The organism is Paraflavitalea speifideaquila, assembly GCF_032395985.1.
Lineage (GTDB): Bacteria > Bacteroidota > Bacteroidia > Chitinophagales > Chitinophagaceae > Paraflavitalea > Paraflavitalea speifideaquila.
The window spans coordinates 5,102,558-5,129,086 of sequence record NZ_CP135920.1 but is presented as its reverse complement, the minus strand read 5'-3'; the positions used below and the strand labels follow the sequence as shown (position 1 = coordinate 5,129,086).

At 47.0% G+C, this 26,529-nt stretch carries 34 protein-coding genes and 4 pseudogenes; 27 read left to right on the top strand and 11 right to left on the bottom strand.

The features are described 5' to 3' along the window. Positions 1-311: 311 nt before the first annotated feature. From RS881_RS60350 to RS881_RS35355, 4 genes and pseudogenes are all read right to left on the bottom strand, one after another. Complete coding sequence (locus RS881_RS60350; protein ID WP_350339980.1) at positions 312-695, bottom strand: Abi family protein; 384 nt, start codon at positions 693-695, stop codon at positions 312-314. Between the two features lie 29 nt (positions 696-724). Beyond that, positions 725-1,225 carry an Abi family protein gene (locus RS881_RS35365; RefSeq protein WP_315815066.1) on the bottom strand — a complete coding sequence of 167 codons (501 nt, stop codon included), beginning with the start codon at positions 1,223-1,225 and terminating at the stop codon, positions 725-727. A gap of 420 nt (positions 1,226-1,645) precedes the next feature. Beyond that, positions 1,646-2,721, bottom strand: a pseudogene (locus tag RS881_RS35360) (NAD(P)H-dependent flavin oxidoreductase). A gap of 10 nt (positions 2,722-2,731) precedes the next feature. Beyond that, positions 2,732-3,112 carry a nuclear transport factor 2 family protein gene (locus RS881_RS35355; protein ID WP_315815065.1) on the bottom strand — a complete coding sequence of 127 codons (381 nt, stop codon included), beginning with the start codon at positions 3,110-3,112 and terminating at the stop codon, positions 2,732-2,734. Between the two features lie 321 nt (positions 3,113-3,433). On the opposite strand from RS881_RS35355, the gene RS881_RS35350 reads away from it, so the two are divergent. Next, positions 3,434-3,934: a DUF2004 domain-containing protein gene (locus RS881_RS35350; protein ID WP_315815064.1), complete on the top strand. Its 501-nt coding sequence runs from the start codon at positions 3,434-3,436 to the stop codon at positions 3,932-3,934. 338 nt (positions 3,935-4,272) lie between these two features. Beyond that, positions 4,273-4,497 (top strand): hypothetical protein, encoded by a 225-nt coding sequence (locus RS881_RS35345; RefSeq protein ID WP_315815063.1) that lies wholly within the window; start codon positions 4,273-4,275, stop codon positions 4,495-4,497. A 262-nt stretch (positions 4,498-4,759) separates the two neighbouring features. Here RS881_RS35345 and RS881_RS35340 read toward each other — a convergent pair whose 3' ends face one another. The 3 genes from RS881_RS35340 to RS881_RS35330 are packed head-to-tail and all read right to left on the bottom strand — an operon-like array spanning position 4,760 to position 5,525. Continuing rightward, positions 4,760-4,978, bottom strand: coding sequence for a tautomerase family protein (locus tag RS881_RS35340; RefSeq protein WP_315815062.1), 219 nt, complete (start codon positions 4,976-4,978; stop codon positions 4,760-4,762). 11 nt (positions 4,979-4,989) lie between these two features. Continuing rightward, a complete protein-coding gene (locus RS881_RS35335; protein WP_315824709.1) occupies positions 4,990-5,250 on the bottom strand; it encodes a YceI family protein in 261 nt (86 codons plus the stop codon). Beyond that, positions 5,226-5,525 carry a hypothetical protein gene (locus RS881_RS35330; RefSeq protein ID WP_315815061.1) on the bottom strand — a complete coding sequence of 100 codons (300 nt, stop codon included), beginning with the start codon at positions 5,523-5,525 and terminating at the stop codon, positions 5,226-5,228. The genes RS881_RS35335 and RS881_RS35330 overlap by 25 nt, the downstream gene beginning before the upstream one ends. A gap of 215 nt (positions 5,526-5,740) precedes the next feature. Here RS881_RS35330 and RS881_RS60345 point away from each other — a divergent pair, with 215 nt between their 5' ends. After that, positions 5,741-5,893, top strand: a complete 153-nt coding sequence (locus RS881_RS60345) for a transposase DNA-binding-containing protein (protein WP_350339978.1) — start codon at positions 5,741-5,743, stop codon at positions 5,891-5,893. 26 nt (positions 5,894-5,919) lie between these two features. Beyond that, the gene (locus RS881_RS35325; RefSeq protein WP_315815060.1) at positions 5,920-6,915 is read left to right on the top strand and encodes an IS4 family transposase; all 996 of its coding nucleotides are present in this window, start codon (positions 5,920-5,922) and stop codon (positions 6,913-6,915) included. A 324-nt stretch (positions 6,916-7,239) separates the two neighbouring features. Here the strand turns inward: RS881_RS35325 and RS881_RS35320 are convergent, their stop codons facing one another. Together RS881_RS35320 and RS881_RS35315 are read right to left on the bottom strand one after the other, a co-directional pair. After that, positions 7,240-7,377 (bottom strand): hypothetical protein, encoded by a 138-nt coding sequence (locus tag RS881_RS35320; RefSeq protein WP_315815059.1) that lies wholly within the window; start codon positions 7,375-7,377, stop codon positions 7,240-7,242. Beyond that, on the bottom strand, positions 7,374-7,811 hold the full coding sequence (locus RS881_RS35315; protein WP_315815058.1) for a Crp/Fnr family transcriptional regulator: 438 nt from the start codon (positions 7,809-7,811) through the stop codon (positions 7,374-7,376). The genes RS881_RS35320 and RS881_RS35315 overlap by 4 nt, the downstream gene beginning before the upstream one ends. A gap of 285 nt (positions 7,812-8,096) precedes the next feature. On the opposite strand from RS881_RS35315, the gene RS881_RS35310 reads away from it, so the two are divergent. The 18 genes and pseudogenes from RS881_RS35310 to RS881_RS35220 all read left to right on the top strand — a co-directional run bounded on the left by RS881_RS35310 (position 8,097) and on the right by RS881_RS35220 (position 18,420). Next, the gene (locus RS881_RS35310; protein ID WP_315815057.1) at positions 8,097-8,606 is read left to right on the top strand and encodes a DUF6597 domain-containing transcriptional factor; all 510 of its coding nucleotides are present in this window, start codon (positions 8,097-8,099) and stop codon (positions 8,604-8,606) included. Between the two features lie 68 nt (positions 8,607-8,674). Next, positions 8,675-8,935 carry a helix-turn-helix domain-containing protein gene (locus RS881_RS35305; RefSeq protein ID WP_315815056.1) on the top strand — a complete coding sequence of 87 codons (261 nt, stop codon included), beginning with the start codon at positions 8,675-8,677 and terminating at the stop codon, positions 8,933-8,935. 70 nt (positions 8,936-9,005) lie between these two features. After that, entirely contained in the window at positions 9,006-9,605 is a 600-nt protein-coding gene (locus RS881_RS35300; RefSeq protein ID WP_315815055.1) for a c-type cytochrome, read from the top strand. A 203-nt stretch (positions 9,606-9,808) separates the two neighbouring features. Further along, positions 9,809-10,416, top strand: a pseudogene (locus RS881_RS35295) (DUF2461 domain-containing protein). Between the two features lie 463 nt (positions 10,417-10,879). Continuing rightward, complete coding sequence (locus RS881_RS35285) at positions 10,880-11,098, top strand: hypothetical protein (RefSeq protein WP_315815054.1); 219 nt, start codon at positions 10,880-10,882, stop codon at positions 11,096-11,098. 169 nt (positions 11,099-11,267) lie between these two features. Further along, on the top strand, positions 11,268-11,510 hold the full coding sequence (locus RS881_RS35280; RefSeq protein WP_315815053.1) for an ankyrin repeat domain-containing protein: 243 nt from the start codon (positions 11,268-11,270) through the stop codon (positions 11,508-11,510). 40 nt (positions 11,511-11,550) lie between these two features. Next, positions 11,551-11,736, top strand: a pseudogene (locus RS881_RS60340) (hypothetical protein); the annotation flags it as partial. Positions 11,737-11,828: 92 nt separating this feature from the next. Further along, positions 11,829-12,299, top strand: coding sequence for an ankyrin repeat domain-containing protein (locus RS881_RS35270; protein WP_350339979.1), 471 nt, complete (start codon positions 11,829-11,831; stop codon positions 12,297-12,299). 13 nt (positions 12,300-12,312) lie between these two features. Continuing rightward, on the top strand, positions 12,313-12,510 hold the full coding sequence (locus tag RS881_RS35265; RefSeq protein ID WP_315815051.1) for a DUF2271 domain-containing protein: 198 nt from the start codon (positions 12,313-12,315) through the stop codon (positions 12,508-12,510). Further along, positions 12,510-12,809, top strand: a complete 300-nt coding sequence (locus tag RS881_RS35260; RefSeq protein ID WP_315815050.1) for a DUF2271 domain-containing protein — start codon at positions 12,510-12,512, stop codon at positions 12,807-12,809. Before RS881_RS35265 ends, RS881_RS35260 begins: the two co-directional genes overlap by 1 nt. Before the next feature lie 10 nt (positions 12,810-12,819). Beyond that, entirely contained in the window at positions 12,820-13,455 is a 636-nt protein-coding gene (locus RS881_RS62370) for a PepSY-associated TM helix domain-containing protein (protein WP_315815049.1), read from the top strand. Then, positions 13,340-15,013, top strand: a complete 1,674-nt coding sequence (locus tag RS881_RS62365) for a flavodoxin domain-containing protein (RefSeq protein ID WP_315815048.1) — start codon at positions 13,340-13,342, stop codon at positions 15,011-15,013. The genes RS881_RS62370 and RS881_RS62365 overlap by 116 nt, the downstream gene beginning before the upstream one ends. A gap of 160 nt (positions 15,014-15,173) precedes the next feature. Continuing rightward, a complete protein-coding gene (locus RS881_RS35245; RefSeq protein WP_315815047.1) occupies positions 15,174-15,569 on the top strand; it encodes a hypothetical protein in 396 nt (131 codons plus the stop codon). After that, positions 15,566-16,021, top strand: coding sequence for a hypothetical protein (locus RS881_RS35240; protein ID WP_315815046.1), 456 nt, complete (start codon positions 15,566-15,568; stop codon positions 16,019-16,021). The genes RS881_RS35245 and RS881_RS35240 overlap by 4 nt, the downstream gene beginning before the upstream one ends. Further along, positions 15,958-17,193: an alpha-L-arabinofuranosidase family protein gene (locus tag RS881_RS35235; protein ID WP_315824706.1), complete on the top strand. Its 1,236-nt coding sequence runs from the start codon at positions 15,958-15,960 to the stop codon at positions 17,191-17,193. The genes RS881_RS35240 and RS881_RS35235 overlap by 64 nt, the downstream gene beginning before the upstream one ends. A gap of 22 nt (positions 17,194-17,215) precedes the next feature. Then, positions 17,216-17,596, top strand: coding sequence for an alpha-L-arabinofuranosidase C-terminal domain-containing protein (locus RS881_RS35230; protein ID WP_315815045.1), 381 nt, complete (start codon positions 17,216-17,218; stop codon positions 17,594-17,596). Next, positions 17,593-17,784: a hypothetical protein gene (locus RS881_RS35225; RefSeq protein ID WP_315815044.1), complete on the top strand. Its 192-nt coding sequence runs from the start codon at positions 17,593-17,595 to the stop codon at positions 17,782-17,784. The genes RS881_RS35230 and RS881_RS35225 overlap by 4 nt, the downstream gene beginning before the upstream one ends. A 405-nt stretch (positions 17,785-18,189) precedes the next feature. Next, positions 18,190-18,420, top strand: coding sequence for a hypothetical protein (locus RS881_RS35220; RefSeq protein WP_315815043.1), 231 nt, complete (start codon positions 18,190-18,192; stop codon positions 18,418-18,420). Positions 18,421-18,527: 107 nt separating this feature from the next. Here the strand turns inward: RS881_RS35220 and RS881_RS60335 are convergent. Next, positions 18,528-19,087 (bottom strand): annotated as a pseudogene (locus RS881_RS60335) (OmpA family protein). An 11-nt stretch (positions 19,088-19,098) separates the two neighbouring features. Then, positions 19,099-19,686, bottom strand: coding sequence for a hypothetical protein (locus tag RS881_RS35210; RefSeq protein ID WP_315815041.1), 588 nt, complete (start codon positions 19,684-19,686; stop codon positions 19,099-19,101). Between the two features lie 708 nt (positions 19,687-20,394). Between RS881_RS35210 and RS881_RS35205 the strand changes: the two genes are divergently transcribed. From RS881_RS35205 to RS881_RS35185, 5 genes are all read left to right on the top strand, one after another. Continuing rightward, the gene (locus RS881_RS35205) at positions 20,395-21,966 is read left to right on the top strand and encodes a hypothetical protein (RefSeq protein WP_315815040.1); all 1,572 of its coding nucleotides are present in this window, start codon (positions 20,395-20,397) and stop codon (positions 21,964-21,966) included. A 276-nt stretch (positions 21,967-22,242) separates the two neighbouring features. Continuing rightward, complete coding sequence (locus tag RS881_RS35200) at positions 22,243-23,361, top strand: hypothetical protein (protein ID WP_315815039.1); 1,119 nt, start codon at positions 22,243-22,245, stop codon at positions 23,359-23,361. A gap of 45 nt (positions 23,362-23,406) precedes the next feature. Continuing rightward, positions 23,407-24,789, top strand: coding sequence for a hypothetical protein (locus tag RS881_RS35195; RefSeq protein ID WP_315815038.1), 1,383 nt, complete (start codon positions 23,407-23,409; stop codon positions 24,787-24,789). Further along, positions 24,743-26,281: a hypothetical protein gene (locus RS881_RS35190; protein ID WP_315815037.1), complete on the top strand. Its 1,539-nt coding sequence runs from the start codon at positions 24,743-24,745 to the stop codon at positions 26,279-26,281. The genes RS881_RS35195 and RS881_RS35190 overlap by 47 nt, the downstream gene beginning before the upstream one ends. Next, positions 26,236-26,505 carry a hypothetical protein gene (locus tag RS881_RS35185; protein WP_315815036.1) on the top strand — a complete coding sequence of 90 codons (270 nt, stop codon included), beginning with the start codon at positions 26,236-26,238 and terminating at the stop codon, positions 26,503-26,505. Before RS881_RS35190 ends, RS881_RS35185 begins: the two co-directional genes overlap by 46 nt. Positions 26,506-26,529: the final 24 nt, after the last annotated feature.

The following is a 26,529-nucleotide window of genomic DNA, read 5'->3' as shown; positions in this document are numbered from 1 at the left end:
GGTAATCTGTGCCAATAGTTATTGATACCTGTCAGGTTCAGGGTATGATGGAGGTAAAATATATAAAACTTTTGATAGTTCAGAATGACTTATGTCAACATTGTCCTCGATACCCTATGTTGCCACTTCTTATTGATAGTACAACAACCAAACGGGTGTTTGGTACTAAACGATCTTCATATTTATTTTTATTGCATTGAATTTTCTATCCTACGTTAATTTCAACCAATCCCTAAATGTAAAGTGGCTGAATAAAGGATTTTTACGGAAACCCGTAAAGAGGCAATTCCTGGAAGGCAAAAAAAAGAGAATTATGGAGTTATATACAAATTGCGGCATTGGAATAATAATATCCTTGCCTTGTACGACCAGGGTACATATATTTCTTTCCAAAACAAATCGTTTCTCCATGTAGGTGGGAAACCAGCAGCTCTTAGGTCAATGGAGGGCAGACGATTGATCAATGTTAATAATTTCCCTTTGATATTTGAAGTGGGAGTGATACGTTTCAACATATAGGTAATGAGACAAATACTCAGGTACAATTTATCATTTCTCTGGGGCGCTTGACTGATCCAAGGTAGTACCGTGTGCCTTGGAATGGTGGGGGTTACTATTAATATCCTGTTCCAAAGCCGCCCATGATGCGCACAAATATTTCGTATATAGGTAAGGTGTTCGATCCAGCTTTCCAATATTGTATGATGTATTCCAAAATAAGCGGCTACTGCTTTTTTGCATCACTGTTTACCAGCGATTTAAACATCTTAGATAGCTGACCCAGGGATAAAGTTTCTATAGTCATCCAGGAAGGAGGTAGGGCAGGATGGGTATATTTATTTTTATAATGGTCAATAAATACCTCCCTGGTTCTGTCTAGTTCTTTATTAATAGCCGCCCTAAGTTGTGCATAATTCCTGCTATATAAACCTGCATCATCAAACCAGTGAGAACCATGCCGGATGGAATATTCGTATATGATCTTGCACCGAAGCGCTATTTCAATACGCTCAATAGCATCCATTAAAATGCCCCTTAATTCTCTGTCAAATCTGTAAAGGTTCATAATGCGTTCAAAACTTGCCCAGGGCATGAATTGATGATTAGGATCATTGTACCTTTGAAAGGGTTGGAAATAGGCGCTTAGCCGGTAATAACTGATATTCTTTAAAGAATGTTCGGCATTCGCTTCATTGGCAATCTTAAGGCCCCTCGACTTAAGCAATGAAATTTGTTGAGATATTGGTAGCGGAAGTTTGGTAAACTGCATCGGCTATAAACGAAAAACCCGCCCGGGTGCGCTGTTCAGATGGGAAGCGTGGCAGGTATGATTAATTCAAAAATACAACTTATATCTTAATATAAAAATATAATCAATGTTTTTTATTAATTACTTCTATGATCATAAAAACAATCTAATTGCGACTGATTTCCTGGCCAAATGGCCTGCTTGTAATGTTAATGATCACTTAATTGTTCTGTTGCATTAATTAATAACAACTAAACCGGTTGTTTGTACTAAAGCGCCAGTACATTTTTTTACCGTATTGGGAAGGTGATGGAGTTGCCTACTAACATATACGTATATACTTATCCAGGTAGTAGCCACCGGTTAAGGGCACTATCCATTATCCCGGGCAATAGATCAGGGTATATAATAAACGCTCGTCTCCTCCAGCAACGACTGCATTAATTCCTGCGCCTTATGATGTTTTAAAATGGGTGCAATTTGTCCACCCCAGAAATATACCATGTCCCACTGCTGCTGATCAATGGCCGCTTTTCTAAGCGCCGACATAAACGTGGTTTGTAAAGGAAAAGGTAGGAATTGCGCCTCCTGGCCCAACACCTCACGCGTGATCCTGTTGGCCATTCCGCGACCCAGCCGGCCCGTAAAGCCCCTGGATAAAGTAGTGTACTGTGCCGCCTTGGAGAAAAGCATTTGCTTGTGGGCAGGCAAGGCATTGCTTTCATCACAGGCCAGGAAAGCCGTACCGATCTGCACCGCTTCGGCGCCCAGCGTCATCGCAGCCGCTATACCCCTGCCATTGGCAATACCACCTGCCGCAATCACCGGCACCTTTACTTTTTCCCGGATCAACTGCACCAATACAAAAGTGCCGGTAAGGGAAGATTCGGAAGAAGCCAGGAACGAAGGCCGGTGACCACCCGCCTCAAAACCCGAAGCAATGATCATATCCACCCCGTGGCATCCAAAGCCAGGGCTTCCTCCAGCGTGGTGGCGGCGCCAATGGTCACAATACCCCGCTGGCGGCATAACTCCAACACATCAGCCGGCAACATACCAAACATGAAACTAAAGACCTTCGGACGGATATCCAGTATCACCTGCAACTGGTTTTCAAACCGCGACGTAAAAGGCGCCGGTTTGGCGGGCAGCGGAATGCCCGCCTTATCAAAATAAGGTTTGAACAACGCACTGGCCCTGGCATACTGCGCATCGGTAATGTTGCCATCAGGCGCATCGGTATCCGATACCCATAAGTTGAGATTAAAAGGCTTATCAGTAGCTGCCCTGATCTGACTGTTAAGGGTATAGATATCCTGCGCCTCCATCGTATACGCACCATAACCGCCCAATCCACCCGCATTAGACACCGTAGCTACCAGGTCAACAGATGAAAGCCCTCCACCAAAGGGGCCTTGCAAAATAGGGTAGTCAATGCCCAATAATGCCGCTGCTTTCGTATTGTACCACATGGTTCACTTTTTATTGTTTTACGTCGCTGAACATTTTATTAACGATGACCCATTTACCATCGATCTTGTGAAAAGACAAAAGATCATAGTAATTGAAAGTATACATTTTCATCCTTACCTCCGCTACAGCGATCGAATTGATCACTTTAACATGCAGTAACTCACTGGTAAAAGGTTTACCCGAGTCCTTCGGACTTTGCCGGTTTTTAACAGCATCCAGGTATTGCGCCAGTGTTTTGGCATAAGGCTGCCCCTGTACATCGCCATACAGTAAGGTGCCGGGATGGAAGGCCTGGGATAATATCTCCACATGGCCCTCATAGATGCCCTTGAAATAATATTGCTCCAATACCTGGGCAATTTGGACTGAGTCATTGTGTTGAGTTTCCATGGTTGAATGATTTTGTGCCTTGGCGCTCCACCAGCAGCAGACCACCAGGACCGGTAATAAAACTTTTTCATTGTTGTTGCATTTACCACGTTGTAAAGTTAGGCAGGGTTTTATGGAGAATTCCGTGACCTGCATCACATTTATACCAGTTACTCCATCCAACCAGGCAAACAGGTAGTATACCTTGATAGGTCTACTACTAGTCACGATCAAACCTCAACCATCCTTTACCTGCCAGGGCCTTTAACCATAAATTATGCGTTGGGTTTTGGCGGCAAATAGTAGCATTATTACATTTTATAAACATTCAATTTAATGACTATGATTACCGTTAACATTCCGTATTTCGCACCCATTGCAATCAACTGCCTGGACGAAGAATATCCAGGAGAGCTCGAGCTTAGAGGAGAGCAAGTTAGATTGGATCTCAATTTTGAACGGGACTGGATCGCTGCACAGAAACTGGAGCCTGTGCGAAAGATGGTAGGACGCCTGGTCTCCATGGACCAAAAGAGCATGGTCTGCCTGCATAAAGATTATATGGACAAGGATAGTACGATTGTCCGGTACTACCTTCAATACCTCCTTGAAAATGTCTGGCGGCCCACCCTCCAAAAGCGGGTGGATTTTCTTAGCCCAACCATATCTCCAATGGACCAGCTATTCCAATTGTTTCGGCTGGAGCGGGTAGGTTTTTATCCCGAAAAAGAAGAGTGGATGGCAGTATTTGATTATTTTATTGATGCCCGTTATTCCGAATCTGTGATCGCCATGCACTACAGCCATGAGGGCAAGTTGATAGAAATTCTTATGCATAACTAACCAAATCGACCCATTATGATATCAGCCAGCGCATTCCGTATGTTATGGATCAATCCGCACCATTTCTGGACATGGTTTCAGGAGCACCAGGAAAAGTTTAAATATCCGTCCAGATTGCCCGGCGATCAGGTCATTTATTGGGAAAAAGAAATGTATGGTGAGCTCATGCGGTATGGTTTTCTCAACCTGTTTGCAGACATTACAGTTGATGAACCAAACAATTGGGCACGTTTGGTAATCTCCGCTTATGGTAATAAAAAATATTTCGAGTCAGTAGAAATGTTGATTGAAGCTGCACCAAAAATGGAAGGCTGGGAGTTTGTGGCGTTGTATCCCCTGTGGCGGCAGGTACTCCCATCCTGCATAATTATCCGTCGGTGGCCATTACGCCCGGGGATATCTGGTTTTCACCACTACAAATGGCGCCAGTTAAGGGAATGTATAACCTTGAACTGTATACGGACAAAAAGGCGCTTGTTGACTGGGAGGTAACAGGAGCAGCCAAACAAATGATGTATGGCCTCCTGGGCGAAAAACCGGTACCCTGTATATACGCAAACTGACCGTCAGCTCTCTTGAATGGGCGATGCCAGCACTGAGGCAAAGCTTTCTACCCATGACGCAATTACCCGCCTATATACAGCTTGATGGCCGTTCCGGGATGGAGATCACTACCCGTGGCCTCAACCTCCCCGGAGGGGGAAGTAGCATTGCCTAGTCACTGCAACCGGTTGGCTACGCAGCGCCAAAAGCTCCCGCAGGGTTTCTGATGCACCTTTCTTATCCTGCTTTCTCCCATTCAGTGCAAAATCCAATTGCCGGTATCTATTTCTTATCGGCAGTGATACCTTGCTCACGCAATACAGATACCTGTTCGCCGGCATAACCCCAATTGTCCAGCTCTATTTCCTGTATCGAAATATGCGTAAGGTGCGGGTCTTTGTTAAGCACCTGCGTAATGAGGTCAGTTACTCCCTTGATCAATTGTTGTTTTTGTTCACGGGTAACGCCTTCACGCGTCAGCTCTATTTTAACGAAAGGCATAATAGTAAGTTTTAAGCCAATGCTACTTCGGCGGCAGCTTTGGCGGTGATGCGTACGTTTAAATCAAAATCATTGTAGATAAGGGTGTCGCCCAGGTTCTGAAAGAAATTGCCCGAGCGGTATTTCATATCGTACAGCGTACGGTCGATCACCAGCTTACCCGAAGCGGTCAAGTCATCACCGGTGAGTTGGAGCTTCACATAAAATGAAACAGGATGCGTAATCCCTTTTATGGTGAGGGTACCCTCTACATGCTGGTTGTTGACAGAGATAATGTCAAGCCTGGCTTCCGGGTATTGCGCCGAACCGAAAAATCGTCCGATGCCAGGTGGCCGGCAAACTGGGCATTGGTAGCCGGGTCGGTTACATCGAGTACGATGATGGAAGTGGTATCTGCGATAAAGTGACCACCGGTTAGTTGACCATCAGCTACAGTTAATGTTCCTTCCTTAAGCGCGATGGTGCCATTGTGTGCGCCAGTGATCTTGCGGCCTGTCCATTCAATTTGGCTTTGCGCAGTGGCGATTGTAAATTGTTGATGTCTCATAATTGTGTGCGTTTATTGCCACACAAAGATGCGCCTATACTAGGAGTTGATTGTGTGACCTGTATCACATTCCTGGCAGGGGGAGGGGTTAGTGATCTGCGTCACTAAACTAAACACGATGTCAGGCTGAGTCCCGCCGACGGGCGGGAAAGCAGTCTTGGGGTGGGTCGCCCTCTAAGGGCTATTGTGTACCCACAAATAATAGCTTTGTGACTATGAATCAAAGCAATTATAATTACTTATTCGGGGATAAACGAATAGAGCGTCGCGGGGAACAATTACTAAGTTCTTTATTTCGAGCAGGTTATAGTAGTATTCAATCGATATCCAATAGTCGTGCAGAACAAAAAGGATATTATCGTTTTTAAAGAATGATAAAGTACAAGAAGACCTGTTGATCAGGGAGATGGTAGAGCGTTGCGGTAAGGTAAGTGCTGGCAATGTAGTTTTATCGATACAGGATACCACCGAGATCAATCTATGTGATCATAGTGGACGGATCCTCTATGATGAGAGTCTTGGTCCGATCAACGATACGATAAGAGGGATAGGCTTTAAGTTACATCCGAGCCTGGTAATAGATGCCCGAACGAGCTATCCCTATGGGTACTCGGGTATTGAGGTGTGGTCCAGGGAGCATCAGAGACAGGAAGTGTCGCATTATGTTCAGCAGCGCAAGAGTGTATCAGAAAAGGAGAGCCAGGTATGGGTGGATTCCAATGAACAGACTTACAAGAGCCTGTCGGCAGCCCAGGCAGTGATCATTATTCATGACAGGGAGGGCGATTTTTATGAACAGTTTGCCATGGCTCCCCAGGATGGCAAGTTCTTTTTGCTGGTACGCAGCAACCATAACAGGCGGCTGGAACAGGGTGTAAAGCTTTGGGATCATATAGAGGGATTGCCCGTAGCGGGTCATTATAGGACAACCATCAGCTATCAGCATAAAGACAAAACCAGGAAAAAGAGGGAGGCTGACATAGCCGTAAAAATTGGCAAAGTAAAGTTAAAGAAGCCTCATAAGAAGGCAGCGTCCATGCCAGGGTCATCGGTACAGTTAACCGTAATAGAGGCGCGGGAGGTAAACACAGACTTTGCAGACCCGATATTATGGCGTCTATATACTACCTGGCCGGTAGAAGACTTTGAACAGGCCCATACGGTGATAGAATGGTACAGATGCAGGTGGTTTATCGAGGAGGTATTTAAAGTGCTAAAAAGGAATGTTTTAATATTGAAGGCAGTGAGCTGGAAAGTGGTTGGAGCATCCGCAAACTTACCCTCATGCTGCTGGACACGATCATTAAGTTGTTTCAGATGTCAATTGCCTACGGTATGGAGGAAGGGGATAGTCCTGATACGGGAACAATGTTTGAGGATGAGGAAGTAGCGTGTTTGGCAAATATCAATAAAAGGTACAGGGCAAAACAGAGAAACAATCAAATCCCTTTCAGCAGCAAAACTTAGCCTGGGCATTTTGGATATTAGCACGACTGGGGGGATGGAAAGGATATGCATCCCAAAGAAAACCAGGGTTTAATACCCTGATAAATGGACTAACTAAGTTTTACACCATTTATCAGGGATATGCTTTACAAAAAGATGTGGGTACACAATAGCCCTCTAAGGGCGGCTCACCCTGGAGTCGGAAAAACGACACCTTTCAGCAAGGGTGACAATCGACAAGTTAACAGCTTAGGTAAATGAGATTGGATCAGGAATGATGCAGGCGGCTAAGGGTTTCACGGCTTACGCCCAGGTAAGCCGCCACCAGTTGCTTCGGAACGAGGTTGTAAAGTTCAGGGTATTGTTGCATCAACTCCTCATACCGGTGTTTGGCATCACTGTTCATGAACGACAACAATCTTTTTGTAAGGCCACATAACCTTTGTTGGTACGCCAGCGGAAGAAATAGCCCACTTCCGGTATTTCCCGGCACAGTTTCTCGCGGTCACTATTGGAAAGGCGCAATACTTCGGCATTGGTAATACAATCTACCTGCACCGTGGCACGGTGACCATTGTACAAGGCATTGTAATCGGAAGCCCACCAGGTGGGCATGGCAAATTGCAGGATAAACATCTTCACCTCATCATTGATAAAGAAAGATTTTAAACAGCCTTCCAATACAAAATATTCGTGCTCTACTTTATCACCTTCGGATACAATGGCCTGCCCTTTCTTGAACGACTGTTGGGAGAAGTGGGAAAAGAAATAACCGAATTGCTCTTTCGACAGACTAATGGTTTTAGCGATATGCGCTTGTAAAATGTCGGCAGCTTGCATAAATAGAAAGGTTTCAATAGTAAATAACCATCACAAAAGTAAGCTGCAGGGGATATACAAATAGTAATCGTTTTTAAAGTATGGTTACCTTCCTGTAAAAGACACCATTCCTATACAGCTATTGTCAGCGGAATTTGCTGGTATTTTCCTGGCTGAAAAGCCTGTTCACCTTGCCTCAAAGGTCATTCAGCCCGTAAAAACCACATGAAGATGTCGCTTTTCTTCAATGGTTTGCTATTGGTTGCTGTTATCTTTGTGCCCGTTCAATAGCGTTCAGCAAGTATAATGATTATTGTATATAAAGAGTTCAGGCCTTCGGTAGCGCTGCAGCCCTATATAGAAAACTATTGGCTGCAGGTGTTTAATGGTGACCCCGCAGCGGAATCGCCGCACCAGGTATGCTTGCCCCTCGGTATGGTACAGATCATTGTGCATGTCAATGAACCCGAGTGCTTGTTGTCGCTCGATGGCCAATGGCAAGCGTTGCCACATGCGCTCTTTGCTGGTTTGTACAGCAACACGGTTACCTGGAAAGCCAAAGGATATGCGGTATGCTTTGGCATCAATTTCAAGCCCGAATCATTCATCCGGTTATTCGGGGTACCCGCAGCGGCCTTGTTCAACGACTATACCGATGTGCGTAATTTCCGGAATGCCGCTATTGACGAAATGGTCAATCGCCTGTATGGGGTGGAAGAACCGGCACAGTTGATCCGCATAGCAGAGGCCTGCCTGCAGGAGAAGCTAAAAGGATCCATTACCGGCAGCAGCATTGGCAACAGGCCATCCAACTGATCCGGCAGGCCAAAGGCAATATATCCATTGAATCACTTTGTAAAGACCTATATATAAGCGAAAGGCAGTTGCAGCGTAGTTTTCGTGACACCCTTGGCGCCAGCCCGAAAACCTATACGCGCATCATCCGCTTCAGAAATGCTTACCGGCAGGTAATACAAACTGCTCACAAAAAAATATCCTGGGCACACCTGTCCCTTGATCATGGTTATGCCGACCAGGCTCATTTTATCAGGGATTTCAAAGCGTTTGCCGGCGTAAGCCCTTCCCTGATCATTGAGCGGGAAGGACCATTTTACCAACTAAGTACTCCTATATTTCGCAAATAAGGCGGGCGCTATCGCCCAAACCATCCATGACATCCTGCTGGTGAAACTAATTTCTTAAATACAACTCAATATGAAACGATTCATGTACCCGGCCCTATTGGCCATCAGTGTAGCATTTGTGGCCTGTAATGAAACGGCCGGTAAAGACGGCGGTAAAGAACCGGCCACAGAAACACAACAAGCCGAAAGAGGTAAATACCTGGTCAACGTAATTGGCTGTAACGATTGTCATACCCCCAAGATCATGACCCCGCAAGGACCTGTACCGGATATGACCAAACTACTGTCGGGCTATGATGCGGCGGCAGGCCCCATTGGTCAGTATGATACGGCCGTCATCCGCGATGGAAGATGGGCTTTACTGAAGGGTGATCTTACTGCGGCGATAGGACCCTGGGGTATTACCTATGCGGCCAACCTCACACCTGATGATACAGGCCTGGGCGGCTGGACATACGACAATTTTCGCAGGGCGATCAAAGAAGGCAAATACCGTGGCGTAGCCAATTCCCGTCCCCTCATGCCACCCATGCCTACGCAATCATTGGCCCAGTTGACGGATGAAGATGTAAAGGCTATTTATGAATACCTCAAAACAATTAAGCCAGTGAAGAACCTGGTGCCTGCAGCGGCCCTCAATCCGCCGCCACCACCTGCACCAGCGAAATAGATTTAGTTGATCGCACTTTGTTCACCACACAGGTGACACCTTTCGTATGCGAAGCAAGCGAAAGGTGTCACCTGTGATCGTTTCTACCAGGGCAAGTAAGATCATGCCCTTTTTCCTATTTTTGCCCGCAACCATTCAGGCTGGTCAGTCCATCCGAACAACGGCCCGCCCCTAACTGTTGTACCCATCACAAATAGTATAGCATGCCCAAACAAAACAACGCCCTGCCGCAAGTAGCCAAAACAGGGATCGACTTCCTCAAAGCCCTGCGTAAAAACAATAACCGCGATTGGTTCAATGCCCGCAAAGAGCAATACCTCGCCCAGCAAGACAATATGATCCTGGTGGCCGAAGCCCTGCTGCAACAAATGAATGCCCATGATGAAATAGAAACCCGCTCGGGCAAAGAAAGCCTCTACCGCATTTACCGCGATACCCGCTTCTCCAGCGATAAAACACCCTATAAAGACAATTGGGGCGGCCGTTTTAAACGGGCCACCAAATACCGCCGCGGCGGCTATTATTACCAGGTGGGCCCCGGCAATAGTCTCATCGCCGGTGGTTTCTGGGCGCCCAATACCGCCGACCTGAAGCTGATACGCGATGACATTGCCTTCGATGCCACCACCCTCCGTAAAATAATCAGTAGCCGCTCCTTCCTCCAAAACTTCGGCAGCCTGCAGGGCGATCAATTAAAAACAGCCCCAAAGGTTACCCCGCCGATCATGAAGCCATCGACCTGCTGCGCTACAAACAATTCCTGCTCATCAAAAGGTTCACCGACGAAGAAGTACTAAGCCCCATTTTGTGAAAGAAGCCAGCCAGGCATTCAAAAACATGCGCCCCTTCCTGGATTATATGAGTGAAGTGCTGACCACTGATGCCAATGGGTTAAGCAGATAGGGAAGACAGTAATTAGGATCCAGAAGAAATACAGGCAGCGCAGCAGTGAACGCACGCCAGGGTGGGACAAATTGTGCGCTTCGGGCGAAATTCAGCGTAGCCCATGTTTTCGGCACCTTGCTGCCTTGTTGCCTTTGCTTGTTTTCCTTGCCTTCCTTGATCTAAATCAAGCATTTAGGGCCGGTTTTCCCGGATGCCAGCCAACAATTTCCCGATTCTGTAAACAGAAAGCCGGGCCGATGGGTACTTTTGCCGCCAAATCAGTCACCCCTTCACCCCATGTTATTAACAGGCAACTTCTTATCATCATTATACCAGGTTAAACACATACAGATGAAACGACTATTGGTCCTCCTTTTGTAGCGGCGTCTTTGTACGGGCAAGCGCAGAACAATGTATTATTAGACCCCGCGTTCTGGAAAAGCAATCCCGACCTGGCCACGGTAAAAGCAGCCGTGGAAAAAGGCAATAACCCGTCGGAACTGAACCGGTCGGCCTTTGACCCCGTGGTATATGCTATTAACAACAATGCCAGTACAGAAGTGATCACCTACCTGATCGAACAAAAGGCAATGAGGTCAATAAATTAACACACGATGCCCGTACCTATATTTTTTGGTCGGCTGCCCGCGGCAACCTGCCCATTGTAGCGTACCTGCTCGGCAAAGGTGCTAAGCTGGACCTGCTCGATAGCCATGGCAGTACCCGCTGGGCTTTGCGGCCAATGCTGGTCAGGCCAATACAAAGATCTATGAAGCATTGGTACGTGCCGGCGCCAATATCAAACAAAAGAACCCGGATGGGGCTAGCCTGTTGTTAACCGCCATCGCCAATGACAAAGACCAGGTACTCACCAATTATTTTATATCCAAAGGACTTTCCTTACAGGATACCGATGCAGCCGGCAATACCGCTTTTAATTATGTGGCCAGGAGTGGCAACATTGAACTGATGAAATCACTACTGCAAAAGGCGTTAAATCCACCGACCAGGCTTTCCTGATGGCCAGCCAGGGTAGGGAGCTAGCGGTGCTGGCAATGGAATGCCCGTTTACGAATACCTTGAAAGCCTTCACCTGAAGCCAACGGCGGTAAATAAGAACGGCGAAAACCTATTGCACTACCTGGCACGCAAGCCCAACCAACAGGAGATCATTCGCTATTTTATTGGCCGTGGCGTCAGTATCAACCAGGCCGATCTGGAAGGCAATACCCCTTTACTGAATGCTGCTGCTACCAATAAAGATACGGCTACCTTAACCTTGCTATTGCCCGCCAACAGCATTAACCAGGCCAATAAAAAGGCATCACAGCACTGGCCTTGGCTGTTAGAAGCAATTCACCCGAAGTGGTTCAATACCTGCTCAACAAAGGCGCCGATGCAAATGTGTATGATGCAGCTGGCAATAACCTGGCTTATTACCTGGTACAATCCTACAGTGCCCAAGGTGGCGCACAGGATGCTTTTGGTGCTAAAATGAACGTATTGCAACAGGCGGGTTATAATATCACCACTCCTCAAAAAGACGGCAATACCTTGTATCACCTGGCCATTGCCAAAGGCGAATTGTCTTTGTTGAAAAAGATAACACTTTTGCAGGTGGATATCAATGCCAAAAACAAAGAAGGTCTTACCCCGCTGCACAAAGCAGCCATGCTGGCCAAAGATGATGCCATGTTGAAGTACCTCCTGAGTATCGGTGCCCAAAAGAGGCAACCACCGCGTTCCAGGAAACCGCTTATGAACTGGCCAAAGAAAATGAGTTCCTGTCAAAAACCAATGTATCTGTAGATTTCCTAAAATAATGATGATGAAAACTGTTTATAAGCTGATGCTGTTATTGATCCTGTTGTATGTGTTGCCGGGTAGGAGCAGGGCGCAGAATGGCGGCAGTACACAATACAAATGCATGGTGCAGATGACCAATTATGTGGGCGAAGGCGCTTATATCGTGGTGTCGCTGATCGACAGCAAAGGCAAATACGAAAAACATTGCGCGTAATGGGGCCTGATAAAAAATGGTACAATAGCCTCAAGTCATGGCATGAGTGGCGCAGCAAAAAGCCCGTGAATGTAGATGCTGTTACCGGCCCTTCCGTTACCGGTGGCGACCGCTCGGTAACCATCCTGGAAATTGACAATGCCAAGATCAATGCGGGTTATAAATTGCGGTTTGAAACAGCGGTAGAAGACAAGAAGTACTACGAGAAAGACCTGGAGATACTCCTCACTACCGAGGGACTGGCCGCCAAGAGCGAAGGCACCGGGTATATCCGTTATGTACGGCTGGCTCAAAACTAATGAATCGCCCATGACCATTTCTGTTTGGAGATACAGCCATTTCGCACTGGCCGTATCTTCTTTTCTTTTTATTGTACTGGCTGCGGTGACCGGTATTGTCCTCGCTTTTGAGCCCATCACCGGTAAGATACCCTCCTATAAAGGGGAGCGTTTTGATGAACTCTCGCTGGCCCAAACCATTCCTGCCCTGCCATCCTCTTTTTCATCTGTCACCACCGTGAGTGTGGATGCCAACCAGTTTGTTGTGGTAAAAGGAACGGACGTCAACGGCAAGCCCCTGGAGGCCTACGTTGATCCCGCTACCGGTAAAGTATTGGGAAAACCGGGCAAACAACATGCTTTTTACCAGTGGGTAACGGCCCTGCACCGCTCGTTGTTCTTACATGAAGTAGGCAGGTTCTTTGTGGGCCTCGCTGCTTTTCTGTTGATGTTGATTGCTATTACCGGCGCCTTACTGGTGGTGAAGCGCCAGCGGGGCTGGAAACGTTTTTACCCGCATCGTCAAAGGCAATTTCGCACAGTACTACCATGTGGTACTGGGCCGCTGGTCACTGATACCCATTATCCTCATAGCCCTTACTGGTACCTGGTTGTCCCTGGCCCGTTTTGGCCTGCTGTCCGAAAAGAAGATCGCTCACCAGGTTGATGTGGACAATATTAAAGAAACCCCTGCCATCAAGCCTGCTGCTTTTCCCGTTTTTAAGCAAGTGAAGCTGGCGCAGGTACAAAGTATTGAATACCCTTTTTCTGAATTTCCCGAAGATTATTATACCCTGAAGCTGAAAGACCGCGAGATTGTGGTAAACCAGTTTACCGGTGAAAAGTTGAGTGAAGTGGTTTATCCCATGACCACCATCTTATCGCGGCTAAGCCTCGATTGGCATACTGGCCGCGTTAGCATCGTCTGGGCCATCGTCCTGGCCATTGCCTGCCTCAATATCCTGTTCTTTATTTACTCTGGTTTTGCTATTAGTCTTAAACGCCTGGAAGCCCGTAGCAAGAACCGGTACAAACCGGAGGAATGCCGGTTTATCATTTTGGCTGGCTCCGAAAATGGCAGCACACTCACTTATGCCAAAGCCTTGCAGCAACAACTGATCGCTGGCGGCGAAAGCGCTTATTGTACTGAACTCAACAATTACCAGCTGTTTCCTAAAGCTGAACATATCATTGTCCTTACCGCTACCTATGGTTTGGGCGATGCACCTACCAATGCCAACCGGTTTGCTGCCTTGGTGAAAAAATACCCTCAACAGCCAGGGGTACATTTTTCAGTAGTGGGTTTTGGCTCACATGCCTATCCCGATTTTTGCCAGTTTGCCTTTGAGGTCAACAACCTCCTTACCGCTCAGCCCTGGGCAGTGCCCTCGTTGGAAATTCATACCATCAATGATAAGTCGCCCGATCAATTCAGCCAGTGGCTCATTACCTGGTCGCAAAAAGCGGGGCTTACCGGTATTGCCCTGCCCGGAACGCTGAAGCAAAAACCAACCGGCCTGGAAACGATGACGGTGGTGGAGAAAACGGACATCACCCATGCCGATGAGCCTTTTATCCTACGCCTCAAAACCTCCTGGCGCAATAAATATACTTCCGGTGATCTGCTGGCTGTTTATCCTGCCAGTGATTACCGCGAACGGCTGTACTCCATTGGTAAAGTAGATGGGCAAATACAACTCTGCATAAAATTGCATCCGGATGGATTGGGGTCCAGCTACCTGTACCAACTTCAGCCAGGCGATACGCTGCAGGCACGTATAGCGCCCAATCCCCATTTCCTGTTCCCGCAGGATGTTCCCACTGTGATCATGATCTCCAATGGCACCGGTATTGCCCCCTTCCTGGGGATGATAGAACAGAACAATCAATCGGTAGAATGTTATTTGTACTGCGGTTTCCGTTTTCAGTTGTCATTTGAACCTTTTGCAGCAGCCATGGCCAGGCATATGGCCGCCAATAAGCTTGATGGCTTGCAAGTAGCCTATTCACGCGAAGAGGAGAAACAATATGTAAAAGACCTGCTGGCAAATGATGCTGCCTTTGTGGCCCAAACCCTCGCAAGAGGCGGCGTGCTGATGCTGTGCGGCTCCCTGTCCATGCAACATGATGTGGTGGCCTGGCTGGAAACCATTTGCCAGGATCGAAATGGCAAAAGCATCAGCCATTACCAATCCCATGGCCAGGTACTGATGGACTGCTATTAAGAAGCATATCGGATCCTTTTAAAAGTTTTTCTTCCCGGCTTTCCAACTGATAGCTATCGGGACCGGCTTCCGGTGTTTCCGGCTCCCGGACCTTTCTTTTGTATATGCCAATATAATTGTAATATTGACATTTATATACGCCCAACCAACTTGTTTGCCTATGAGATCGATCACAACACCAGCCCGGTATATCCTGGTATTGACCATTGGCCTGCTTGCTCTGTCCTTCCTGGCCAAAGCCCAACCTGCGCAAAGCGCTACCGATTCTGTTTACCTATTCTCTTATAGTACGGGCAAGAACAATGACCACAATGGCTTGCATTTTGCCTGGAGCCGCGATGCGGTAAACTGGCAATTGATCGGTAATGAGTATGCCTTTGTACGGAGCGATTATGGTCGCTGGGGATCAGAAAAGAAAATGATCAATCCATACCTGATACGGGGCGCTGGTGGCGAGTGGCAATGCGTATGGGCGCTCAACAACAAAGAAAAATTATTTGCCCATGCCAGTTCGCCCGACCTCATCTCCTGGGGGCGTCAAAGCTACCCCTCATGACCGCCGGCGCCAATGTACTGAAGCCCATCATACAATACAACCAGCAAAAGCCCCAATACACCATCACCTATGCCGATGCCTCCGGCAGGTATTTCCAGGTAACCACTAAAGACTTCAAAACCTATACACCGGCAGCGGCAGTACCTGTTGCTCAATATGTCGATCCCAGCACCACCATTCAACTGCCTTCGGGCAAAACCACCGGTCAACTGCATCGCGTGGCCTGGACCAACGTTGATCAACTCATTCGCCATTGGGAGGGGAAACAATACCGGAATACACTCTATGGAGAACAAGCAGCACAGGATGGACAACGCTTTGCCAACCTCAAACCAGTGGAGGTACAATTATCTATACAAGCTGACCGGACTAAGCCTATCAGTAATTTATTGACAGGCGTATTTTTGAAGACATTAACTATGCGGCTGATGGCGGCCTCTATGCCGAGCTGATCCAGAACCGCGATTTTGAATACGCCCCCGGCGATAAAGAAGGCCGGGATACCAATTGGCATAGTACATACGCCTGGACCTTGAAAGGTGATCAAACCACGTTTACCGTAGGTACCACGGCGCCCATTCATGCCAATAATGCACATTATGCGGTACTGGATACGAAGATGCCCGGTGCGGTATTGAGCAATAGTGGGTTTGATGGCATACCCATCCGGCAGGGCGAGCAATATAAATTGTCTGTTTTTACGAAACAAACCGCGGGCAGGGGAAAACTTCAGGTGCGTCTGGTGGGTAGTACAGGTAAAATATTGGCGCAAACAACCCTTGTACCTGCTGCCAATGAATGGAAAAAGCTGCAGGCGGTATTTACTGCCAATGACAGTGATACGCAGGCCAGGTTGGAATTAGTGCCTTTGGGTAAGGGATGTCTGCAGTTGGATATGATCTCCCTCTTTCCCCAAAAAACATTTAAAGAAAGAGACAATGGCTTGCGGGCCGACCTGGCGCAGGTGGTAGCGGATATCCATCCACGCTTTATCCGTTTTCCAGGTGGCTGTGTAGCCCATGGCGATGGGCTCGGCAATATCTATCACTGGAAAAATACCATTGGTCCCCTCGAAGCCCGCATTCCACAACGTAATTTATGGGGGTATCACCAAACCGTTGGCCTGGGCTATTTTGAATACTTCCGGTATTGTGAAGATATTGGCGCCGAACCATTGCCTGTACTGGCCGCTGGTGTACCCTGCCAGAATTCGGGCAGCAGCGCTACGGGTGGCGGGCAACAGGGTGGTATTCCCCTTGATCAAATGGGAGCCTACGTACAAGATATACTGGACCTGATTGAATATGCTAATGGCGATGTAAATACTACCTGGGGCAGGAAGCGGGCCGAAGCTGGTCATCCCCAACCCTTCCACCTCAAATATATTGGCATTGGCAATGAAGACCTCATCACCGATCTCTTTGAGCAACGTTTTACCATGATCTACCAGGCCGTGAAAGCCAAATATCCGGCCATCACGGTTATCGGTACGGTGGGCCCTTTTATGAGGGCACCGATTATGAAGAAGGGTGGCAACTGGCCGGCAAACTCAAGGTGCCCATGGTTGATGAGCATTACTATGTATCCCCGGCTGGCTCATCCACAACCAGGATTATTACGATAAGTACGACCGCCGTAAATCGAAAGTGTACCTGGGCGAATATGCGGCACATTTGCCGGGCCGACCGAATAACCTGGAAACGGCGCTGGCCGAAGCCCTGTACCTCACATCACTGGAGCGCAATGGCGATGTGGTGACCATGAGTTCTTATGCTCCCTTGTTGGCCAAAGAAGGGCATACCCAATGGAATCCCGACCTGATCTATTTCAACAACACAGAAGTGAAACCTACGGTAGGGTATGAAGTACAAAAACTCTTCGGCCTCCATGCCGGCGATCAATACCTGCCTGCTGTTGCCTCCTGTCCAATAACCAGGAAGCCGTCAGGAACCGGATCGCCTGGTCGGTGGTACGCGACACCAAAACCCAGGACCTGGTCATCAAACTGGTCAACCTACTGCCCGTGACCGTGCATACAGCCTTGGATCTCGGAAGTGTCCATCCCACTGGTATTACGGCTATGAAGACCGTATTGCAAGGACAGCCTGCCGATAAAAATGCCAGGCCGGTCAATACCATCATTCCCCTGGCCGATATTCCCGGGTTTGAACTACCTGCTTATTCATTTACCGTTATCCGGTTAAAAACAAACTGATTTCTTACATAAAACAGCAGGCCAGATCGGGTGATCGATTTGGCTTTTTTATGCCCTGTTGCGAAAATAAATCTCTACCAGGCTGGTAACAACCTGGTAAAACGGTCGGCAGAATCGTGCCAGCTTTGTGTCATCAAAATTGACGTATATGACAAACACACTCAACATAGCTGGACGGGATGGTAGCGTAATGATACCTGTATTGTCTGAAACTGGTAGCCGGATTGCCTGCCTACTCTATCCGGATCCCCGGGGAATCCCAGAGGAATCCTACCCCGCCAAGGCAATACCCAGGCAATACTTAGGCAATACCCAGGCAATCCCTCCTCAGGATAACAGCCATGCCGGGCGAAGTGGGCACGATTGCGCGCCTGGCTTGTCCCGGCTGTATAAAGATTTTATCAGTTGGACCGGCCAGCCATTTTTATCACCAGTAAAGCAAATCGCAATGGCAATATCAAAAGAGTAAGCACCGACAAGAGCATGAACGATCCGGCCTATGAACGTACACGGGAATACATGGCCGGATTCGGGCGGGCAGGTGAAGCCGCCAGTATCGTACGCGACCTCACGGCGTATACAAAGGACGACGACATACAGGCAAGGCTGTTGACCGTCCTGAAGCGTGAACGCTAAGCTGCTACGGTCAGCAAAAGGGGAGAACGTGCTGTTGCCAGGGGCGGGCAGGGGCAGTTGAAGAGCTTTAACTTCAACGGGCGGGTGTAAATTGAGGATGCTTGCTTTTAATGACTATAAAGGATAAACACTGTTCTCCTGTTCAGGCCCCGGCCACGGGCTGTGGTATTCGGCGCTACAGGCCTGGTGGAACCAAAGCCCCTCGCAATTAGTTTGCTTCGGTCAATACCAGCGGCTGCCAGGTACTCCAACACAGTTTGGGCGCGTTCACCGCTTAATTGCTCATTCCTTTTGTCGTACCCCTATTGTCGGTATGACCTTCTATCTGTAGTTGCTTAAAGGGCTGCGTTTTTAGCAGGGCAATGATCTTATTCAATACCCCTGCTGATGCTGGCGACAAGGTGGCCTTATTGGTTTCAAAATAGATGTACTGGGCCAGTTCATTTATGATAGTGGAAATACTGTCGTTGGTTTTTAAGGTGTCTATGTGCATTATAACGGGCGGCGGGTTGGTATTAGGTGGCGGGCAACCATGGTAGGCTGCCAGGCCAGGCGATGCCGGACATTGGTCCTCGTTATCAGGAATTCCATCGCCGTCTGCGTCCGGGCAACCATTAAAGGCGGCAGGGCCTGCCAGGGTGGGGCAGGCATCCAGGCTATCGGGTATCCCATCCTTATCTATATCTGCAGCTTGTTGTTGTATATGGGTTGCCTGCTGGTTGCTATCGGTTTTGTTTTGCTTTTTCGTTGCAGGATGGTTCCCAGCAAGCCGATTGATGCTGAAACATTGTTGTTGATCGTGGAAGAAAAATGGAACTGGTAGCTCAGTTGAGTATGCAGGAAGATAGTGCTGGAAATACGCAACTGAAAACCGGTGGCCGCCTGCAGGGTAGGGCTAAAGCTGGTATTATACAATGTAATACCTGGTCCGGCCCCTGCAAAGGGATTGATCAATACAGTATCGGCATATAATCTTCGGATACCATATATATTAATGAAGTGTAGTAAGTTGTTGCCATTGTTTAACGCTTTTCCTAACGGGTGTTTGGGAGATATACTACCTCCCTGTATCATGTAATCGTACTTGCCCGAAAGGCCATCTAAATAAGATAAAGCATATCCGTGATTGATCCTGTTGATCTCGAATGGAGAATGACTAAAGTTGGATATGCCGTAATGTAATCCTATGGCTGGGTTCCTTCTAACTATGTTCTTTCTGCTAACGTTGGTTTGTGCTAACAGGCATGAAACATAACAAAAAAACAATACAACTGTAAGTAAGATAGTTTTGAAAGGATGGAAAGGCATTGTAAATTTTCGGTTAACCTTGTGTTGGGTTATAGAGAAAAAAATAATTGTTGCAGAATTTGGATGCAATGTAATCCATTTCGTACATTTATTGAAAGAGGAACTCTCCATTCTCTGAATAACAAAAACCCTGTATGTCTCCACGCGCATAAGGGTTGTTTATTTTTTTCGATTAAATAATGTACAACTATTGGTCATGGACATCATGAGAGGAGGACCTATGTCTTTCCTGATCGTGCTGGCCTGCAACAAATAATGTTTTTCTTTTTGTCATTGGAACCACCTTATCCTTTGTATGGAAACGTTATGCCCTAACGTCAGAACCTGTAGTCTATTAACCTTCTTCCTGCTTGTGATTATGCTCACAGCCCAGGCAAGGCAGGATATAGGTTGTGCCTGTGCACTGGTAGATAGTTCCTGGATTGCTCAACTCAAACAGCCCTTGAAAGGGATCAACAGCAAACTCCCATCCGACTCCGCTTTTAATGAACTGAAAAAATACAGAAAAAGAAGATATGCCTTCCCGAAGTTCAATTATCGAAGGATAAATTATTTAATGGTCATTCGCTCAGTTACAATGCTACTTATATTTCAAGAATAGAAGGTGTATATGATTATGGTAATATTCTTCAACAAAACCTGAATTACACCACCAAAGTTGCCCTGTTGGCGGGTATTCCTTTCACGGTCTCTCTGTTTGGCCGGTATACCAACTCCCGTTACTTTAGAAATTACCTCGATTTTAACATCGATCTTGGAGCCAATGACCTGTCGGCCATTGCCCGTGGCCGTCAACAAACTGCTTTGCAAAATACCTGGGACGCGAAAACGCAAATGCTGGAGCTATACTTTAATGATCAGTTAAAGCAGTTGGCTTCTTTCTCTTCTTTGTTGCGTGTACCCGATAACCCGGACTGCCTGAACCGATACATACATTACCGTGAAATATTGGCCAATAAAGATATTTACCTGAGCAGCATAACTTCCGGCGCCGATTCAATTGCCCGGGCTGCCAGCTATGTAGAAAAGTATGACAAAGCAAAACATACCCTCGACTCGCTGAAGCTCATGACCGACAGTTTGACCAATGAATATAAAAATGCGGCGGGCGATATTCAACGGCTTATACAAAATGGTAAAGATAATGCAGCAGGAAGCGGTGACAGGCTGATTAAATATGCCGGTTACCTGAAGCGCCTGCGCGCAGATACCACCGCGCCGGATGATAACCGTAAAACCTGGTGGGATGGCTTTAAAAAATTGTCCATAGGAAGAAGCATGCCATCGCTTACACAATTGAGCTTTCAGAATATTTCAATCAATGGCATCAATACCCGCTACAGCTTTGGTCAGGTATTTACGGTATTACAGGCAGGATGGACAGATTTTGGGTTACGTGATTTTGTGCTCAACTCCTCCCGGCGCAGGATCAATAATTTTGTGTACCAGGCAGGGCTGGGTATAGAAGGGCGGAATAAAGATTATTTACTGGTAAGCCTCTTTGGCGGCAAACAACATCCCGTTTATACCGGCAATGCCCAAGGTGCCCTGCAACAGCGTACGTTGGGGGTAAGTCTTTCGGGACAACTGTCCTGGAAGTACCTCACTTTACAAGGTGAAATAGCCCAGTCTGATTACGCAAAGCCAGCCGGATCAGGTACCAAACGTTCCTTTCGTTTTTCGGATAATACCAATAAGGCCTATAGTGTTACGGCCTATAGCCTGCTGCCGCGGCTGGGCGTAAATGTCAATGGTTTTTATAAGTACTACGGAGTTAATTATTATGGATTTAACGCCTACCGCCTCAATGCCAATAATAGCCAATGGGGGATACAGGGGGCAAGTCTTTTTAATAACGCACTGACGGTGAACCTGGGAGTAAAAACCAATGATTATCAAAATCCTTATGTAGAACAGGTATATACAGGAAGGAATACCATTACTACCATCAATGCTAGTTTTAGGAGGAATAAATGGTTTGTAACAGCGGGTTATATTCCTTCTTATCAATATGTAAGTATTAATGATACAATCTATGAGAATCGCTACCAGGTCATTAATTGTATGACCAGCTATTCTTACCGGATTGGGGATATTCCATCTACCTCTTCTATCATCTTCAATCGTTTTCTGAATGATAACGGCGCTTCTGCCTATTTCTATGGCAACTCAACCAATATAGCGTTGACGCAGACCTTCAATTTTAAAAATACACCTCTTCCTTCAATACTTCTGTAATCAAAAACAACCTCTACAGTTATACTGTATTTGATGGAAGCATTCAGTACCAGCTTAATGAGATCATAGCCCTGAAGGGTGGATTTAAGATCAACAGCTTGTCGGCTCTTGATTATGAAAGTAAAGTGGGGGCTATGGTTCTACTGCCCTGACCATCCCCAAAGTAGGCACCGTATCGTTGCAGGTGGATTGCAATTATTATCCGGATATCAATTATAAGTTATACAACAATACGATAGGAGTACTTGGGTTCACTACCAATTTTAAATAAAAGTTATGAAACGGAATAGTATATATTATGTAAGTGTTGTCCTGACCATGCTCATGTTCAGGGCTGTTCATGCCCAGGACCTGGTGGTGAATGCCTTTATACCGCCGGGGGCATTGATCCAGAAGGAGCAATTGTGGAATGTGGTCATTTCAAATCCATCATCGGCTGTCCGCACCTGCCAGATTTCCCTGACGATCCTGAATAAAGCCAATGGCAACAAGATGCTTACTGCGCTTACCAACAATATAGTAGTGCCCGGCGGGGCCCGGCAGATACAGGTGGCTGATGTGATGCCGGTTGTATACAACGCACTTCATGAACAGGTGACCCTGGGTGGGCAGGGTTTGCTGCCTGTGGGCCATTACCAGGTATGTTATGAACTGGTAAGCAATAAGGGAGCGAGTTATGGAAGTACCTGCATAGATGTGCAGGTAGATGTATTGGCGCCTCCGCAACTTATATTCCCGGAGAATAAAAGTGAATTACAGGAACAGCAACCTGCTTTTAGCTGGATGCCGCCTGCTCCTATGGCCCTGGTGCGCAATTGTACCTACGAATACACACTGGTAAAAGTAAACAACAACCAAACGGCAGCTGATGCCATTAGGGATAATGCGCCTGTGTATAGAGTGGGCCGGCTAACGAATATTGCTTTCACTTATCCTGCATCGGCCATGGCCCTGGAGAAGAAGCAATTGTATGCCTGGCAGATCACTGCCCAAGCTGCTACAAATATAAAAAGTGATGTATGGACATTTTCTGTAGCGGATAAAGTGCCGCCAAAAGGTACGCCAGGCGATGGATTGGCCTACACGAAACTGGCTAGGAAAAATGAACAGGTAAGTTATTCTATCGTAGCACAGGGATTGAAATTCTCCTGGTACAATGAAAGCCTGGACAGTTTGTTTCAAATAAGAGTGGTGGATGTTACGGGCGGCGATCACATTCCTGTAAGTATAAACGAAGAATCTATACCTGTGTTTTCACCAGGTATCAATATCGTGGAGATAGACCTGGCGAAAGCGGGGAAATTTATCCGGGATCACCTGTACGAATTCAGCCTTATCGACAAGCAGGGGCAGGAGTGGAAGATGTCGTTTGAATACAAAGGCAAAAAGAAATAGGATATCAATTATTGTAAACGGTTTACAGAACTCAAATACGATAGTATGTTAAAGCTACTCGGGCAAAAATATAAGAAGCACATTGCCTTCCTGCTGATTAGTATTTTCTATGTAGATCTTTTAGGGCAGCTACATGCAGCTATCACCAATGCAAGGCCCTATTTTGTAAATGCCGGCAATCATTTTCCGTGTTTGTATCGCTACACTAAGCCACTGAACAACGTGGGTTGGGATCCGGTTAGTATGGCTGACAATAAGGTACTGGCTACTGAGCGACCTGCACCCATTAGCGGGACTACGCAAAAAGCCCGGCGGGTTGCTGCTGATATAGGACCTGCCCAACCTGAATCCTCCTCTTTCCAGAGTGCAGGTACTGATAACATGGTGGACCTGTTTTCAGGTGGTTTTGCCTATAATATTCCATTGATGGATGTGGGTGGCTATCCCGTTTCCGTTCATTATAGCAGCGGTGTAACGATGGACCAGGAGGCAAGTTGGGTGGGCACCGGGTGGAATATCAACCCTGGCGCGATCACCCGCACCATGCGTGGCCTGCCCGATGATTTCAACGGCCAGGACCTCATAACCAAAACAGAATCCATTAAGGAAAACAAAACAGTAAGTGTTAACGGATCGATTAATATAGAGCTGATCGGTATTCCCGAGTTGAAGAAAATGATCTCTGCAGGGCTGGAAATAAGTGCGGGCGTTTTCTACAACAACTATATGGGTTGGGGCGTAGAAACAGGTGTCAGCCCTTCTATCAGCAGCAATATTGCCGGTGGTAAAAATGTTTCCGGCAGTTTAACGGGTAGTTTATCCATCACCAGCAACTCCATGTATGGGGTCACCCTAAATCCCAGTTTATCCTTTTCTATCAACTCCGAAGAAAAAAAGCGGTCAATAGGAGGAGGTATTGGCACCTCGTACAATAACCGTACTGGTATCAGCTCACTGCAATTACATGGGGAGCTGAAACAGTCGGCCAAATCTTATGAGAAGTCAAGATTTTCCACCTCTGGTTTTGGTATGCCGGTGGCCTCTCAGATATCGTTTGCCACGCCAACTTATATTCCTACGATGACCATGCCTTACAAGAATACGGCCTACAGTTTTACCGGAAAGGTAGGAGGCGAGATCTGGGGAATTAGTCCAGGTATTGGCATCTCGGGCTCGGTACAAAGTCAAAAGCTGGCCTATACCACCAAATCATTTCCCGCCTATGGCTACTTTCATTATACCAAATCCATGAATGACCCTGATGGGTTAATGGACTTTAACCGGGAAAAAGAGCTGGCTTTCAACAGCGAATCAACGCCTCATATTGCGCTGCCTGTTTTTACACCCGACCTGTTTTCTATCAGTGGAGAGGGCACAGGGGATGTTCAGAGCCTACCGGGGCGATGTGGGTTATATAAGGGACCATAAAATGCAAACAACCAATGGTTCCGACAGGTTGTCGGTGGATATAGGCGCAGGTGGGTATGTACACGTAGGAACCGATCTGATGATGGTGGATGCTTCTACTACCAATGAAGCCTGGAAAGATGATAACCGGCTGGCTCCCTATCTGAAATTTGCCAATGATGATACTACCTACGAAAGTGTGTACTTCAAAAATCCAGGTGAGCAAACGTCGGTGGATAAAAACTTCTATGCAGCCCTGGGGGATGATGAACTGCTGCGTGCATCGCTGAGTGGAACGGGACAAAATGTAGTGCTGGATTCGAAGTTTGAAAAGATACGTAGCGGAGGCGTGATCAATGGTTACCTGAATGTAGCTGCTCCTATCATGCGTAAAACACGCGACAAGCGTACGCAGTTGATCACTTATTACACCGCCGGACAGGCTGCTAAATATGGATTCAATAAGAAAATATATTCCTATCCCGAAAACCTGCTTGGGCAGCCGCTGGTCTTAAACCTGGGTGGAGATACGGCTTGCATGACCGGGTTGACGAAAATAGAAAGAGAAGGGCCGATGAGGAAAACTAACCATATTTCGGAAATTGATGTATTGGGAAGTGACGGGAAGAAATATGTGTATGGCATTCCGGTGTATACGACCACGCAGCAGGATGTTACTTTTTCCGTTCAGCAGTCAATGGCTAATATAGACAAAGGATTGATTGCCTATGATGCCACAGATGCATCCATTGCCAATAATAAAGGCAAAGAAAATTACTATTCCAGGCAGGAGACACCCGCCTATGCACATTCATTCCTGTTGACTGAGATACTGTCGCCGGATTATGTAGATATACGGGGAGATGGGGTTACGGATGATGACCTGGGTGATGCGATCCGCTTTAATTATAGCCAGGTTTGCACAGAAGCCAATCCCTTCCAATGGCGCATCCCTTATTCCGGTACGCGATTTATGGCCAACTATAATGATGGGTTGAAATCATACAACCGGGATGACAAGGGTAGCTATGCTTTTGGCAAAAAGGAGTTGTGGTACCTCAATACCATCGAATCCAAAAACTTTGTAGCGGTGTTCATCACTTCCAGGGACCGGGCCGATGTGCTGAATACGGTTGATTCGACCGGCGGATTGATCAACGATGCTGCCCGCTCTCAAAGAAGGCTGGAAAGGATTGATCTCTATGCGAAGGCCGATTGGGTAAAGAATGCTGCCAACGCCCGGCCGGTAAAATCAGTTCGTTTTGATTATGATTATTCGCTTTGTAAGGGCATAAGTGGCGATCCGGCAAAGGGAAAGCTCACCTTGAAAGCTATTTGGTTTCGCTACAATAATGGCAAATGGAAAACCCTTACCGCTTCAATTATACAGGCAGCAACCCCAATTACAATCCTGCCCGTTATGACCGGTGGGGTAATTATAAAGATATTGCTTCCAATCCGGCAGGGATGGATAACTACGATTTTCCCTACGTGGTGCAGGACAGTGCGGTAACGGCAGCGCATGTGGCGGCCTGGAGCCTGACGGAGATACAACAACCATCAGGGGCCAAACTTAAAGTGACCTATGAAAGTGATGATTATGGTTTTGTACAAAACAAGCGGGCTTCGCGTTTATTTAAGATAGACGGATTTGGTGTTAGCCCTACCAGTACTGCCAATAAGTTTATCTATGAAACAGGGGTGAAAAATTTTATGTTTTTGCTACTTTACCCGTAGCAGTGGCGGATAAACGGGAATTAC

Excerpts from the sequence above, each read along its gene's own strand:
- RS881_RS35355 (WP_315815065.1), bottom strand. The coding sequence starts at position 3,112 with ATGGAAACTCAACACAATGACTCAGTCCAAATTGCCCAGGTATTGGAG.
- RS881_RS35350 (WP_315815064.1), top strand. The coding sequence starts at position 3,434 with ATGATTACCGTTAACATTCCGTATTTCGCACCCATTGCAATCAACTGC.
- RS881_RS35340 (WP_315815062.1), bottom strand. The coding sequence starts at position 4,978 with ATGCCTTTCGTTAAAATAGAGCTGACGCGTGAAGGCGTTACCCGTGAA.
- RS881_RS35330 (WP_315815061.1), bottom strand. The coding sequence starts at position 5,525 with ATGAGACATCAACAATTTACAATCGCCACTGCGCAAAGCCAAATTGAA.
- RS881_RS60345 (WP_350339978.1), top strand. The coding sequence starts at position 5,741 with ATGAATCAAAGCAATTATAATTACTTATTCGGGGATAAACGAATAGAG.
- RS881_RS35320 (WP_315815059.1), bottom strand. The coding sequence starts at position 7,377 with ATGAACAGTGATGCCAAACACCGGTATGAGGAGTTGATGCAACAATAC.
- RS881_RS35315 (WP_315815058.1), bottom strand. The coding sequence starts at position 7,811 with ATGCAAGCTGCCGACATTTTACAAGCGCATATCGCTAAAACCATTAGT.
- RS881_RS35310 (WP_315815057.1), top strand. The coding sequence starts at position 8,097 with ATGATTATTGTATATAAAGAGTTCAGGCCTTCGGTAGCGCTGCAGCCC.
- RS881_RS35300 (WP_315815055.1), top strand. The coding sequence starts at position 9,006 with ATGAAACGATTCATGTACCCGGCCCTATTGGCCATCAGTGTAGCATTT.
- RS881_RS35265 (WP_315815051.1), top strand. The coding sequence starts at position 12,313 with ATGATGATGAAAACTGTTTATAAGCTGATGCTGTTATTGATCCTGTTG.
- RS881_RS35260 (WP_315815050.1), top strand. The coding sequence starts at position 12,510 with ATGGGGCCTGATAAAAAATGGTACAATAGCCTCAAGTCATGGCATGAG.
- RS881_RS62370 (WP_315815049.1), top strand. The coding sequence starts at position 12,820 with ATGACCATTTCTGTTTGGAGATACAGCCATTTCGCACTGGCCGTATCT.
- RS881_RS35245 (WP_315815047.1), top strand. The coding sequence starts at position 15,174 with ATGAGATCGATCACAACACCAGCCCGGTATATCCTGGTATTGACCATT.
- RS881_RS35240 (WP_315815046.1), top strand. The coding sequence starts at position 15,566 with ATGACCGCCGGCGCCAATGTACTGAAGCCCATCATACAATACAACCAG.
- RS881_RS35200 (WP_315815039.1), top strand. The coding sequence starts at position 22,243 with ATGAAACGGAATAGTATATATTATGTAAGTGTTGTCCTGACCATGCTC.
- RS881_RS35195 (WP_315815038.1), top strand. The coding sequence starts at position 23,407 with ATGTTAAAGCTACTCGGGCAAAAATATAAGAAGCACATTGCCTTCCTG.
- RS881_RS35190 (WP_315815037.1), top strand. The coding sequence starts at position 24,743 with ATGTTCAGAGCCTACCGGGGCGATGTGGGTTATATAAGGGACCATAAA.
- RS881_RS35185 (WP_315815036.1), top strand. The coding sequence starts at position 26,236 with ATGGATAACTACGATTTTCCCTACGTGGTGCAGGACAGTGCGGTAACG.